We start from the raw sequence: 13,992 nt of genomic DNA, 5'->3' as shown, positions 1-13,992 counted from the left end.
TGCTTGCAAAAAGAGTGAGATTAACCGGCATTGACCGGGATTGTGCGATCCCGTCGTGCCGAGTGCCGCACGCCTGAGCGCGCGGCGGTCCTCAAAGTTACAGCTTGCTGCTGTAAGCGTCGAAGCGGGTCTGGACCGACGCAGACGGAGCGCTGGTAACCAGTGATGCGATGATGATCGCCAGGGTGGCAAATATGATGCCCGGGACGATTTCATACAGGTCGTAGATTCCGCCGGACATCTGTTTCCAGATCACCACGGTAATACCACCCACCAGAATGCCGGCCAGGGCGCCCGCGCGGTTCATGCGCTTCCAGTACAGTGCCAGAATCAGGGTCGGGCCAAAAGCGGCGCCAAAGCCCGCCCAGGCATAGGACACCAGCCCCAGCACCGTGCTGTCCGGATTCATCGCGAGCATCAGAGCGACAATCGACAAGGCAATAACGGCCACGCGACCGACCATGACGATTTCCTGCTGGCTGGCATTCTTGCGCAGCAGGTTGCGGTAAAAATCTTCCGCCAGGGCAGAGGACGACACCAGCAGCTGGGAGTCGGCAGTACTCATGATAGCTGCGAGGATAGCTGCCAGCAGAATGCCGGCGACAATGGGGTGGAACATCGCATTGACCAGTACCATGAAGATGGTTTCGCCATCACCGAGGCTGCCGCCCATGCTGCTGTCGACATGGACGATACCGGCCAGCCCGACCAGGAAGGCACCGGCCATGGCCAGACCTGACCAGATGACTGCAATGCGCCGTGCCGCCGGGACTGCGGCATTGTCACGAATACCTGCAAAGCGGGCCAGTATGTGCGGCTGGCCGAAGTAGCCCAGGCCCCAGGCTGCCAGTGACACTATGGCAATCCAGGTCAGCGGCGTGCCAGTGGAGTCGTTCCAGATGGTGAGCAGTTCGGGGTTCTTGGTTTCCAGTACGGTAAACAGTTCGGTGATGCCGCCATCAGCCTGCATGGCGACAACCGGGACGACCACCAATGCGGCGGCCATCAGCAGACCCTGAACCAGGTCGGTCCAGCAAACGGCGAGGTAGCCTCCGAAAAGCGTATAGGAAACGACGGCCACGGTGCCGACAATAACCGCGATGCTGTAATCCAGCCCGAACACGGTTTCGAACAGTTTGCCACCGGCCACGAGGCCGGAGCTGGTGTAGAACAGGAAAAACAGCAGGATGAAGAAGGCCGAGATCACCTGGATCATGTTGCTGTTATCTTCAAACCGGTTGGAGAAGAATTCCGGCAGGGTCAGCGCGTCGTTGGCTTCAAAGCTGTAGGTACGCAGGCGCTTTGCCACCAGTAGCCAGTTCAGATACGTGCCCAGCAGCAGGCCGCCGCCGAGCCAAACGGCTTCCAGGCCGGAGGCGAAGGCGTAGCCGGGCAGGCCCAGCAGCAGCCAGCCGCTCATGTCGGAGGCGCCGGCCGAGAGCGCAGCAGGCCAGGGCCCCAGAGAGCGCCCGCCGAGGAAGTAGTCAGCCGAGTTGGATGTGCGTTTATAGGCGTACAGCCCGATCGCCAGCATCATTATCAGGTAAACAATAAAAGTGCCGATAATCGCGGCATTGTTTGCAATCATAAGGTTGCGCCTCTGTGATAGGTCGCCTTAAACAGGCAGCGTTGTTCTTGTAGCCTTCGTTGGGTCGAAGATGGGTCAAGGGTGCAGAGCGTCTCTGCGATTATTCGTTCAGGCCGCCCAGTTCCAGCAGGGTAGCGTTGCCGCCCACCGCGGTGGTGTTGGTGGTGCAGACCTGCTCGGTAATAAAGCGGTACAGGTATTGTTCACTGCCAATGAGCGGTAACCGGTGGCTATCGGTCTCGGCGATCAGCTGTACCAGCACACCATCACGGCTGCAGAGCTGGCGGTTCAGTTCCCGGGCGGTGACGTCATCACACACGCAGGCGATGCCCGCGAGGGAGGGACACTGGCTCAATTCCAGCACCGAGTCCGCGCCTTCCAGTAGCTGTGCCGCGGCGGCCGGGCAGCTGCCGGCAACCAGCTGGCGCAGCAGGTCACGGCAGAAGCCGGTCTGGCTGGCATGGGGTGCCAGCAGGACGACGTTACCACTGATCAGCGCGGCAACCAGCTGGCCGACCATGGCTATCTTGCTGGCCTGCTGGTCGCCGGCAATGATGAAGAGTCCGCGTCCGCTGGTCGACAGCAGGTTGGATTCGCCGGTGGGGCCCTGCATTTCGAGCGGGGCATCGAGCCGCTGCAGTGCCTGGCTGATCTGCCACTGGGCCATTGCGGCTGTTTCGTGGTCAAGCTGGGCGATGAAGTGCTGCAGCAATTGTGCGCGTCCGGCAACGCCGAGCCCGTTCCAGCCTTCCCAGGCGCTCAGTGCGGATTGGGCGGCCTGGGCGAGTTGAGTCTGTTTGATCATGCGGATTACTCCTATCGCGAATCGAGGGCTCAGAGCGCAACTTCGCGCGTGAAGCGCGGCAGGTAGCGCGGACCGCCGGCTTTGGGACCGGTACCTGACAGGCCCTGGCCGCCAAAGGGCTGTACACCCACAACGGCACCAATCTGGTCGCGGTTAATGTAGATGTTGCCAACGCGAACGCGACGGGCAATGTGCCGGGTGGTTTCTTCGTTGCGGCTGTGGACGCCCAGTGTCAGGCCGTAGCCGGTGGCGTTGATGGCGTCGATCACCTTGTCCAGTTCAGCGGCCTTGTATCGCACGACGTGCAATATGGGGCCGAACTGTTCACGTTCCAGTACCGCAATATCGCTGATCTCGAAAGCTGTCGGGGCGACAAAGGTGCCCTTGGCCGCGTTCTCAGGCAGCGGCGTCTGGCCAATCAGCTGGGCGCTGGCCTTGAGCTTCTCGATGTGGGCCTGCAGGCCCTGCTGCGCCTTGCGATCGATAACCGGGCCGATATCGGTGCTGTGCAGGCTGGGGTCGCCAAGGACCTGCTGTGCCATGGCGCCGCGCAGCATGTCGATAATGCGATCTGCCACATCTTCCTGCACATAGAGTACACGCAGCGCCGAGCAGCGCTGTCCGGCGGAAGCGAATGCGGAGTGCACCACGTCGCGTACCACCTGTTCGGGCAGGGAGGTGGAATCGATAATCATGGCGTTCTGACCACCGGTTTCGGCGATCAGCGGCACGATTTCGGCGTCGCGCTGCGCCAGGGACCGGTTGATCAGCTGCGCGGTTTCGGTGGAGCCGGTGAAAGCGACACCGGCAATGCGCGGATCACGGGTCAGGGGGGCACCGACGCTGGCGCCATCGCCCGGCAGCAGCGCGATGGCGTCAGCCGGAATGCCGGCCTGCAAGGCCAGTTCTACGGCACGGCATGCGATCAGACTGGTCTGCTCGGCGGGTTTGGCGATAACGCTGTTGCCGGCCACCAAAGCGGCGCTGACCTGGCCCAGGAAGATGGCCAGCGGGAAATTCCATGGGCTGATGCAGACGAAAACCCCGCGCCCATCAAGGCGGTACTGGCGTTCTTTGCCGTTAAAGGCGGTACCCAGCAGCGGCTGGCCCAGGCCGTTGCGGGCCTGCACGGCGTAGTAGCGGCAGAAGTCCACGGCTTCACGGACTTCGTCGATGCTGTCCTGAATGGTTTTGCCCGCCTCCAGATGACAGAGTGCAACCAGTTCTGCCAGGTGGGCTTCCAGCAGGTCGGCCAGGCGTTCCAGGCACGCAGCGCGTTCATCGACCGGGGTTGCGTTCCAGCTGACAAAGCCGTCGCTCAGCAGGTCGAGTGCTTCGCTCACGTGCTGGGCGCTGGCCCAGTGCATTTCGCCGACGCGCACAGCATGGTTCTGCGGTGCCAGTACGGGATGCACATTTTCGCTCAGGTGCTGTCTGGCGTTGATGATCGGACCGCCGTGCCACTGCTGTTGCATGAAGCCGTCGACCGCCTGTTTGAAGGGTGCCCACTGGCTGTCGATTTCAATATTCGGGCTGAACGAGTTGCGCCGCTCATCACCGTATAGATCGCGCGGTAGCGGAATATGCGGGTTGGCAAGGGACGCGCGGCTTGTCAGCGTTTCCACCGGGTGGTGTACCAGGTCGGCAATGGGGTGGCGAGCATCAACCAGGCGGTGGACGAAGGAACTGTTGGCGCCGTTTTCCAGCAGGCGGCGTACCAGGTAGGGCAGCAAATCCTTGTGGCTGCCGACCGGGGCATAGATGCGAACGCTCACCGGGTGATTTTTCAGTACCCGGTTGTAGAGCGCGTCACCCATGCCGTGCAGCCGCTGGAACTCAAAATCGTTATGCTGGGCCATGGTCAGAACAGACGCCACCGTGTGGGCGTTGTGGCTGGCGAACTGCGGGAAAATCTTGCCGCGTACCGGGTCGCTCAACAGAAAGCGGGCGCAGGCCAGGTAAGCGGTATCTGTGGCTTCCTTGCGGGTATAGACGGGGTAACCGTTGAGGCCGCGTTGCTGGCACAGCTTGATTTCGGCATCCCAGTAGGCGCCTTTCACCAGTCGCACCGGAATGCGGTCGCCCTGTGCGCCCGCCAGGCTGGCCAGCCAGGCAAGCACCGCCAGCGCGCGCTTGGAGTATGCCTGCACCACCAGACCAAAGTTGCCCCAGCCGGTACAGGCAGGATCCCGGTACAGCTTTTCGAACAATTCGAGGGAAAGTTCCAGGCGGTCCGCCTCTTCGGCATCGATGGTAATGCCGACATTGAGCGTGCGCGCCTTGCTGATCAGCTGCAGCACGCGGGCGTACAGTTCGGTCATGACCCGATCGTGCTGTCCGGCCTCGTAACGCGGGTGCAATGCCGAAAGCTTGATGGAAATGGTCGGTCTGGAGGCCTTGCCATCGTCATAGGTATCGCCGCCCACGGACTCGACTGCACGCAGGTAGTCGGCGAAGTATTTGTCGGCATCCCGCTCAGTCAGGGCGGCTTCGCCCAGCATGTCAAAGGAATAGGTGTAGCCCAGGTCCCGGTACTTGCGACCGCGCTTGAGCGCTTCGCCGATATTGCGCCCGAGCACGAACTGGTGGCCCATGATTTTCATGGCCTGGTACATGGCCTTGCGGATGACAGGCTCGGAGAAGCGGTTGACCAGACGGTTGATGACGTTGGCCGGTGTGCCGTCGTCCTTTTCATCCATGGTGACGACCTTGCCGGTCAGCAACAGGCCCCAGGTGGATGCATTGACGAACAGGGAGTCGGAATTCTTGAGGTGCTTTTTCCAGTCGGCGACGCTGAGTTTGTCGCGGATCAGGGCGTCGGCGGTGTCGGCATCGGGAATGCGCATCAGCGCTTCTGCCAGACACATCAGCAGAATCCCCTCGCGAGTATCCAGGCTGTATTCCAGCAGCAGGGCGTCAATCATGTGGATCGCGGCGTCATCGGCGCGTACCTGTTCAATCAGGCGGGTGGCACCGAGGGTGGTTTCCTCCAGCTCCTTCTGTGCAGGCTTGGCCAGTGGCAGCAGTTGCTGCAACCAGGTGGCTTCATCGACCGAATAGAGTGGCGATATTTCTGTCCAGAGATCGGCGGGCGTGCGCGTGATGAAGTCCGGGTTTAGAACATCAATGGCCTTGAACATGATCGGTACCTCACAGTCCTGTTCAAAGGCAGGACGGGCTGCGGTTTTCGGGGGCCTGTGGATAGGTCAGCGCGGGGGCTGGCTCAGAAGCACACACCTGGGAGTCCGGAGTTTCGCCTCCCTGGCGATAACGAGCCGTGCCGAGTGCATCGGCAATTAATGACACTTTAGTGACAAGTGGGTGTAACGTCTTACCGGATGCTCCGGAGTTTTTGTCGAAAAGTCCGGTCTCAGGATGTCTGAAAGGCCGCTTGCTGGCGGTAACGTGCCGGAGTTTCGCCGAAATGGCGCCGGAACGCATGGGTGAACGCGCTTTGATTGGCAAAGCCGCACTGTTCGGTTGCATGGGATACAGAGTAGCCCTGTTCCAGCAAAGTGCGAGCCGCCGTAAGGCGTTTGATCAGCAGGAACTGGTGCGGTGTCATGCCGGCCTGGCGTTTGAATAGCTCGTGGAATTGGCTGCTGCTCAGGCAGGCGACGCCGGCCAGGTGAGCCACGCTGATCTTGCGCTGCATGTTGAGCTGAATGTATTCGTTGATCAGGTCCAGGTCCAGCAGCCCCGGTTTGCGGGATGGCGTCGGGGTTGCGAGATGATTGCCAAGGGTGCAGAGCACCATGTTGCTGCAGGCACGTGCCAGCAAGGGGTCGTTGGGGTACTGCCGAATTTCCCGGCTGACGGCGTTGGCCAGTACCTGCAGATGGCTGTTCATGTCGAAATAGGCCGCCTGGTCGAACAGCCTGTTCATGCGTTCGCGCTCCTCGCGCGAGACACTTTGATTGCTGGCCAGGTTGATCACCAGGATGCTGTTGTTGCCAATGCCGCAGAATGCATGGTCAATGGACGAAGGCACCACGCAGCCCATTCCCGGGCTGACGCGCTGCCCCAGGCCTTCGAGCTCAAAGGCCGTCTGGCCCTCGAGTCCGAGTACCAGCTGGTGGTAACCATGATCGTGACTGTGGGCACTGTCGGGCAGGGTGAGAATATCTGCGGCTTTGACCATGCTGGTGTGTTTCGGGGTAGTCTCTGGATGAGTGACGCGCCGGGATTGCCTGAAGGGGCAAGAATCGTCCCAGTATACCGGTGACTGCAGCCTAACAACACCACTGTGGCTTTGCGTACAGAGGGTTGGTGCGGGTCTGTGGGCGGGGAGAACACTTGGGTGCGCATTTTTTATCGGAAGGCGCTAAAATGGCGCGATTATTTTGACCGCTAACTGATGGCTGATCCCGATGGCTGAATTGAAGAACGACCGTTTTTTGCGAGCGCTGATGCGCGAACCGGTAGACGTAACGCCGGTATGGATGATGCGCCAGGCCGGGCGTTACCTGCCTGAATACCGTGCCAGCCGGGCGCACGCCGGTGATTTCCTGAGCCTGTGCAAGAACCGCGAGCTGGCCTGCGAAGTAACGCTGCAGCCGCTGGAACGTTTCGATCTGGATGCGGCGATCCTGTTCTCCGATATCCTCACCATCCCGGACGCCATGGGTCTGGGGCTGTACTTCGAGACCGGCGAAGGGCCGCGTTTTCGCAAGGTGATCCGCACTGAAGCCGATGTGGCTGCGCTGCCGGTGCCGAATGCGGCGTCTGATCTTGATTACGTCATGGCGGCGGTGCGCGAGATTCGCGGCGCCCTCGGTGGCCGTGTGCCCCTGATTGGCTTTTCCGGCAGCCCCTGGACCCTGGCGACCTATATGGTTGAGGGCGGCTCGAGCAAGGACTTCCGCCATATCAAGCAGATGATGTACAGCACACCCGAGGTGCTGCATGCACTGCTCGACAAGCTGGCGCAGTCGGTCACCAATTACCTTAATGAGCAGATACTGGCCGGCGCCCAGGCAGTGCAGATTTTCGACACCTGGGGCGGCGTGCTCAGCGGCCCGATGTACCGCGAGTTCTCCCTGAATTACATGCAGAAAATCTGTGCCGGCCTGCTGCGCGAGCATGAAGGTCGCCGCGTACCAGTGATTCTGTTCACCAAGAATGGTGGCCAGTGGCTTGAGTCGATTGCCGATGCCGGTGCCGATGCGCTGGGTCTGGACTGGACCTGCGATATCCACGATGCGCGTCGTCGCGTCGGTGATCGCGTGGCACTGCAGGGCAATATGGATCCCTCGGTACTCTATGCGCCGGCGGCCCGGATTCGGGCTGAAGTCGAAACCATACTGGAAGGCTTTGGTCCGGGTACCGGCCATGTCTTCAACCTGGGGCATGGCATCCATCAGTTTGCCGATCCGGACAAGGCCCGCGTTTTTGTGGATGCCGTGCATGAGCTCAGTGCCCGCTTTCACGCCTGATTCGAAGCCCAACCCAATCATTTCCCTGATGTGACAGGAGCCGTTCATGAAACAATTGCAGCAACTGTTCGAACAGAACCGCGCCTGGTCGGAACGCATATCCCGGCAGAATCCGGACTTCTTTCCGACCCTGGCCAAACAGCAGGCGCCGGAATATCTGTGGATCGGCTGTTCCGACAGCCGGGTGCCGGCCAACGAAATCATCGGCCTGTTGCCGGGTGATGTGTTCGTGCATCGCAACGTGTCCAACTTGGTGATTCACACTGACATGAACTGCCTGTCGGTACTGCAGTACGCAGTACGGGTGCTCAAGGTGAAGCATGTCATGGTGGTGGGTCACTACGGCTGTGGCGGCGTCAAGGCATCGCTGGAGCCGACCCAGCTGGGGCTGATCGACAACTGGCTGCGCCATGTGCGCGATGTCTACTTCAAGTACCGCGATATTCTTGATCAGTGGAGCGACAACGAGGTGTTCAAGCTAGACCGCCTGTGCGAACTCAACGTGATTGAGCAGGCCTACAACGTCTGTAACACCACCATGGTGCAGGAAGCCTGGAGCAACGGCCAGGAGCTGTGCATACATGCCTGGGTGTATGGTCTGGACAATGGTGAACTGCGGGACCTGAATTTCTGCGTCAGCAGTGCCGACGAGATCGATGCGCTGCAGCAGCAGGCAGTGGAAGCAATCGCCGCCAAGAAAGCTGACTGACGTCGGGCCTTCGTTCGTACGCTTGAAAGCCAGAGACGAGCGGCCCGGCCGGGCCGCTCGTCGTATCTTCTCAGACCTCGCTCAGCGCCTGTTCCAGGTCAGCCAGCAGGTCATCAATGTGTTCAATCCCTATCGACAGACGCACGGTTTCCGGTGCTACACCGGCAGACTTGAGCTCTGCATCGTTGAGCTGGCGGTGGGTAGTTTCCGCCGGTATGGACGCCAGGGAGCGGCAGTCACCGATATTGACCAGTCGAATGAAAATGTTCAGCGCATCGTAGAATCGACGAGTGCCTTCGCGCCCGCTGTGCAGGCCGAAACTGAGAATGCCTGAAGCTTTGCCGTTCATGTATTTGCGCGCCAGGGCATAATCCTTGTGGCTTTCCAGCGCGGCGTAGCTCACCCATTCCACTGCCTTGTGTCCTTCCAGAAAGTGGGCGACTTTCAGTGCGTTGTCACAGATGCGCTCCATGCGCAGCGCGAGGGTTTCGATGCCCTGCAGCAACAGGAAGGCATTCATCGGTGACAGCGCCGCTCCCATGTTGCGCAGCGGCACCACTCGACAGCGACCGATAAAGGCGGCCGGGCCAAAGGCTTCGGTGTAGACCACGCCGTGGTAGGACGGATCCGCCTCGTTGAGTAACGGGAATCGCGCCTTGTGATCAGCCCAGGGGAAATTGCCGCTGTCGATAACAAGGCCGCCAATGGAGTTGCCATGGCCACCGATGTACTTGGTGGCGGACTGCACCACGATATCGGCGCCCTGCTCAATGGGGCGCCACAACAGCGGAGTGGCCACTGTGTTGTCCACAATCAGCGGGATACCGTGACGGTGGGCGACTTCGGCCAGTTTCTCTATGTCGGCGATGCTGCCGGACGGGTTGCCGACGCTCTCGCAAAACAGGGCGCGTGTGCGCTCGTCAATCAGGCGCTCAATGCCGGCAAAGTCGTCCTTGTTGACGAAGTTAACCTTGATACCCTGGCGTGGCAACGTATGGGCAAACAGGTTGTAGGTGCCGCCATAGAGTTCGCTGGTGGAGATGATGTTGTCGCCGGTTTCCGCCAGGGTCTGAATGCTATAGGTGATCGCTGCCATGCCGGAGGCCACCGCCAGGGCTGCAATACCGCCCTCAAGTTCGGCGGCGCGCTTTTCGAGCACGTCGTTGGTGGGGTTCATGATGCGGGTATAGATGTTGCCCGGCACTTTGAGGTCAAACAGGTCGGCGCCATGCTGGGCATTGTCAAATGCATAGGCGGCGGTCTGGTAAATGGGAACGGCGACTGCGCGGGTTGTCGGGTCTGGCGTATAGCCACCATGCACCGCGATTGTTTCCAGTTTCATTGCTTTTATTCCTTTTATTGTGGGCTGCTAATGGATACGGAGTGTAGCTGCTTCAGGCCGTATTGAAACCCTTATCGATGTAGCCTTGGGCGTGGCGCCCGGCAACGGTTAGAATGCCCGCACGGATAGCCGTCTCAGAGGATTTCACCATGGCCAAGGCCAAGACAGCCTACGTCTGCAATGACTGCGGCGCGGATTACACCAAGTGGCAGGGCCAGTGCGGTGCCTGTGGCAGCTGGAACACCCTGACCGAAGTCCGTCTGGCGGCGGCGGGTACTGCTGCGCGCTCGGCCCGTTTTGAAGGCTATACCGGCGCCAGTGACAGCGGTGGCAAGGTGGTCAGCCTGTCTGAGGTGAATCTGGGCGAGATGCCACGGTTTTCCACCGGTACCGATGAGCTGGACAGAGTGCTCGGCGGCGGGCTGGTACCGGGATCCGCCATCCTGATCGGCGGTCATCCGGGGGCGGGCAAGAGTACCCTGCTGCTGCAGGTCATGTGTCACCTGGCAGCACAGAAGCCTGCGCTGTACGTTACCGGTGAGGAATCTCTGCAGCAGGTGGCCATGCGCGCCCAGCGCCTCGGGCTGGAGGCCGGACACTTGAAAATGCTGTCCGAAACCTCGGTCGAGACGATCTGCCAGATTGCGCAGCAGCACCAGCCCAAGCTGATGGTCATCGACTCGATACAGGTGATGCATATCGCGGATGTGCAGTCGGCGCCGGGGTCGGTGGCCCAGGTGAGAGAAGCCGCCGCGTACCTGACGCGCTACGCCAAGCAGACCGGCACCGTGTTGCTGCTGGTGGGGCATGTCACCAAGGACGGCAGTCTGGCGGGCCCCAAGGTGCTGGAACACATGATCGACTGCTCCTTGCAGCTCGAAGGCTCATCCGACAGTCGGTTTCGCACCCTGAGGTCACACAAGAACCGCTTTGGTGCCGTGAATGAGCTGGGCGTGTTCGCCATGCTGGAAAATGGCCTGCGCGAGGTGCGCAACCCCAGTTCGATTTTTCTGAGCCGCTCGGACGAACCGAGCCCCGGCAGCGTGGTGATGGTGGTATGGGAAGGCACCCGGCCGCTGCTGGTGGAAATCCAGGCGCTGGTGGATCAGAGCCATATGGCCAACCCGCGCCGGGTTGCGGTGGGGCTTGAACACAATCGCCTGGCCATGCTGCTGGCGGTGCTGCACCGTCACGGTGGGCTGCAGACCGGCGATCAGGATGTCTTTGTCAACGTGGTGGGGGGCGTCAAGGTGCTGGAAACCGGCGCCGACCTGGCGCTGCTGCTGTCGGTGGTGTCGAGCTATCGCGACCGGCCCTTGCCGGCAGGGCTGATGACCTTCGGCGAAGTGGGGTTGTCCGGCGAAATTCGCCCGGTGCCCAACGGCCAGGAGCGTATCCGTGAAGCGGCCAAGCACGGCTTCAAGCGGGCCATTGTGCCCAAGGCCAATGTGCCCAAATCGCCACCCCAGGGTATGGAAGTCATCGGCGTGACGCGCCTGTCGGAAGCGCTGGATGCGCTCTGAACACAGGTTGCCTGCATAAAAAAAACCGGCCTTGAACGGCCGGTTTTTTGTTGCCCGGACGCATGTCCGGGCCGGGGGGGCGAATATCAGTTCATGCGCTTGTACTTGATCCGCTCTGGCTGGTGTTCCTTGCCGTAGCGGCGCTTGTAGTCCGCCTGGTACTCGGTGTAGTTGCCTTCGAAGAATTCAACCTTGGAGTCGCCTTCGTACGCCAGCATATGGGTGCAGATGCGGTCGAGGAACCAGCGGTCATGGGAAATCACCACCGCGCAGCCCGGAAAGCCGAGAATGGCTTCTTCCAGCGCACGCAGGGTTTCGATGTCCAGGTCGTTGGTGGGCTCATCGAGCAGCAGCACGTTGCCGCCTTCCTTCAGCAGCTTGGCCATGTGCAGGCGGTTACGTTCACCGCCGGAGAGGTCCTTGACCAGCTTCTGCTGATCGCCGCCCTTGAAGTTGAAGCGGCCGCAGTAGGCGCGCGACGGTGTCTGGTAGGTGCCGACCGTAATGATGTCCTGACCGTCGGAGATCTCCGCGAACACGGTCTTGTCACCGTCCAGCTCGCGGGTCTGGTTGACGTAGGCCAGCTTCACCGTGGAGCCCAGCTCGATGTCGCCGGAATCCGGCTTTTCTTCACCGCTGATCATCCTGAACAGCGTTGACTTACCGGCACCGTTACCGCCGATGATGCCGACGATGGCGCCCTGCGGAATCGAGAAACTCAGGTCTTCGATCAGTACCTTGTCGCCATAGGCCTTGGAAATGTTCCTGGCCTCGATCACCTTTTCACCCAGGCGGGGGCCAGGTGGAATGTAGATTTCCTGGGTTTCATTGCGGGTCTGGAATTCGCGCGAGTTCATTTCCTCGAACTGCTTCAGGCGCGCCTTTGACTTGGCCTGGCGGCCTTTCTGACCCTGGCGTACCCATTCCAGCTCGGCCGATACGGCCTTGTGGTGTGCCGCTTCCTGCTTGGCTTCGGCTTCGAGGCGGCTTTCCTTTTGCTCCAGCCAGGAGGAATAGTTGCCTTCATAGGGAATGCCGCGACCGCGGTCCAGCTCCAGAATCCAGCCGGCAGCGTTGTCGAGGAAGTAGCGGTCATGGGTGATGGCGACCACGGTGCCCGGGTATTCCTGCAGGAAACGCTCGATCCAGGCCACTGACTCGGCATCCAGGTGGTTGGTCGGCTCGTCCAGCAGCAGCATGTCGGGCTTGTCGAGCAGCAGGCGGCACAGGGCCACACGGCGGCGTTCACCGCCAGACAGGTGTTTCACTTCGGCGTCCCAGGCGGGCAGGCGCAGGGCGTCGGCGGCGCGCTCCAGAGCGTTTTCCAGGTTATGGCCGTCTTTGGTCTGGATCAGGTTCTCGAATTCGGCCTGGCGTTTGGCCAGTTCATCGAAGTCGGCATCGGGTTCGGCATAGGCAGCATAGACGGCATCGAGTCCGGCCAGGGCTTCCTTTACATCGGCAACCGACTCTTCAACGATTTCACGCACGGTCTTGCTGTCGTCAAGTTCCGGTTCCTGCGGCAGGTAGCCGACATTGAGGCCGGGCATGGGGCGGGCTTCGCCGATGTATTCCTTGTCAACGCCGGCCATGATGCGCAGCAGGGTGGATTTACCCGAGCCGTTGAGGCCGAGTACGCCGATCTTGGCGCCGGGGAAAAAGGATAACGAAATATTTTTGAGGATTTCACGCTTCGGCGGCACGACCTTGCCGAGGCGGTCCATCGAATACACATATTGAGCCATGGGAACAGGACCTGTCAGTTCTGGGTTGGCCGCAATTTTAGCTGATCGGGGCAAGCAATGGCTAATGCTGCGTCATGCCGCTTAAATCTGGCATTGCCTTGATTTGTATCAAGTGCTGACTGGCGATGTTTTTGCCGGCAGGTCTAAACTTAACATACAGGTGGTGGCGTCCGTCAGCTGAGGGTGCTCGCTTCCTGCCACGGTGTTTGATGACCCTGAGCTGCTGCTGATCGGCAAGGGCCCTGTTGCGTTAGCCAATTGAAGACAAAGGAGGAATGAAAAATGAGCAACCTGACCCGCTTTAACAGTCTGTTCGACGATTCCTTTTTCAGTGATTTCTTTCGTCCGGTGACCCGAAGCACGGGCGAGAAGGTACCTGCTATCGATGTGCATGAAAGCGATGGCAGTTACAAGGTCAAGGTCGACCTTCCTGGTGTAAAGAAAGAAGACATCAAGATCAGCCTGGATAACGGCATTCTCAGTATTCGAGCTAAGACCGAGTCGGAAGAAAAAGAGGAAAAAGAGGGCAAGCTGATTCGCCATGAGCGCCACTATGGCGAGTTTCTGCGCCAGTTGTCCATCGGTTCAGATGTTGATGCTTCGGCTGTCAAAGCACAGTTTGATAACGGCGTACTGTCCCTTTCGTTGCCTAAACAGGAGGCACTGCCGAACGAGTCCCGGCATATTGCTATCGAATAGCGTGTTGTATTCACGAGATAACGGCCCCGCTGCGGCGGGGCTTCTGCGTGAATTCCCCTCCGGTTGCATTGATCCACTTTCAAGTGCGTCTTCGCCCGCAATTCGACTATAATGGCGCCCTTTTCCGCGGTGCTGTAGCGATTCCG

10 protein-coding genes are annotated in these 13,992 nt (G+C 60.2%); 4 read left to right on the top strand and 6 right to left on the bottom strand.

What is annotated here, in order from left to right; genetic code table 11:
• Nucleotides 1-97: 97 nt before the first annotated feature.
• From putP to F451_RS0113805, 4 genes are all read right to left on the bottom strand, one after another.
• Nucleotides 98-1,588 (bottom strand): sodium/proline symporter PutP, encoded by a 1,491-nt coding sequence (putP, locus tag F451_RS0113820; protein WP_020681973.1) that lies wholly within the window; start codon nt 1,586-1,588, stop codon nt 98-100.
• A gap of 100 nt (nt 1,589-1,688) precedes the next feature.
• Nucleotides 1,689-2,393, bottom strand: a complete 705-nt coding sequence (locus F451_RS0113815; RefSeq protein WP_020681972.1) for a hypothetical protein — start codon at nt 2,391-2,393, stop codon at nt 1,689-1,691.
• Nucleotides 2,394-2,422: 29 nt separating this feature from the next.
• Entirely contained in the window at nt 2,423-5,533 is a 3,111-nt protein-coding gene (gene putA, locus F451_RS0113810) for a bifunctional proline dehydrogenase/L-glutamate gamma-semialdehyde dehydrogenase PutA (protein WP_020681971.1), read from the bottom strand.
• Between the two features lie 230 nt (nt 5,534-5,763).
• Nucleotides 5,764-6,534, bottom strand: a complete 771-nt coding sequence (locus tag F451_RS0113805) for a helix-turn-helix domain-containing protein (protein ID WP_020681970.1) — start codon at nt 6,532-6,534, stop codon at nt 5,764-5,766.
• 229 nt (nt 6,535-6,763) lie between these two features.
• Between F451_RS0113805 and hemE the strand changes: the two genes are divergently transcribed.
• Nucleotides 6,764-7,828 (top strand): uroporphyrinogen decarboxylase, encoded by a 1,065-nt coding sequence (gene hemE, locus F451_RS0113800; protein WP_020681969.1) that lies wholly within the window; start codon nt 6,764-6,766, stop codon nt 7,826-7,828.
• Between the two features lie 46 nt (nt 7,829-7,874).
• On the top strand, nt 7,875-8,537 hold the full coding sequence (can, locus tag F451_RS0113795) for a carbonate dehydratase (protein WP_020681968.1): 663 nt from the start codon (nt 7,875-7,877) through the stop codon (nt 8,535-8,537).
• Between the two features lie 70 nt (nt 8,538-8,607).
• Here the strand turns inward: can and F451_RS0113790 are convergent, their stop codons facing one another.
• A complete protein-coding gene (locus tag F451_RS0113790; protein ID WP_020681967.1) occupies nt 8,608-9,879 on the bottom strand; it encodes an O-acetylhomoserine aminocarboxypropyltransferase/cysteine synthase family protein in 1,272 nt (423 codons plus the stop codon).
• A 149-nt stretch (nt 9,880-10,028) separates the two neighbouring features.
• On the opposite strand from F451_RS0113790, the gene radA reads away from it, so the two are divergent.
• Nucleotides 10,029-11,402 (top strand): DNA repair protein RadA, encoded by a 1,374-nt coding sequence (gene radA / locus F451_RS0113785; RefSeq protein ID WP_020681966.1) that lies wholly within the window; start codon nt 10,029-10,031, stop codon nt 11,400-11,402.
• An 86-nt stretch (nt 11,403-11,488) separates the two neighbouring features.
• On the opposite strand, the gene ettA is transcribed toward radA, so the two are convergent.
• Entirely contained in the window at nt 11,489-13,147 is a 1,659-nt protein-coding gene (ettA, locus tag F451_RS0113780) for an energy-dependent translational throttle protein EttA (RefSeq protein ID WP_026291763.1), read from the bottom strand.
• Between the two features lie 282 nt (nt 13,148-13,429).
• Between ettA and F451_RS0113775 the strand changes: the two genes are divergently transcribed.
• The gene (locus F451_RS0113775; RefSeq protein WP_020681964.1) at nt 13,430-13,846 is read left to right on the top strand and encodes an Hsp20/alpha crystallin family protein; all 417 of its coding nucleotides are present in this window, start codon (nt 13,430-13,432) and stop codon (nt 13,844-13,846) included.
• Nucleotides 13,847-13,992 lie beyond the last annotated feature (146 nt).

Origin of the sequence: Marinobacterium rhizophilum DSM 18822 (genome assembly GCF_000378045.1) — a bacterium.
Taxonomy (GTDB): Bacteria; Pseudomonadota; Gammaproteobacteria; order Pseudomonadales; family Balneatricaceae; genus Marinobacterium_A; species Marinobacterium_A rhizophilum.
Note: the sequence above shows the minus strand (reverse complement) of the source record. Positions and strands in the feature narration are given on the sequence as shown.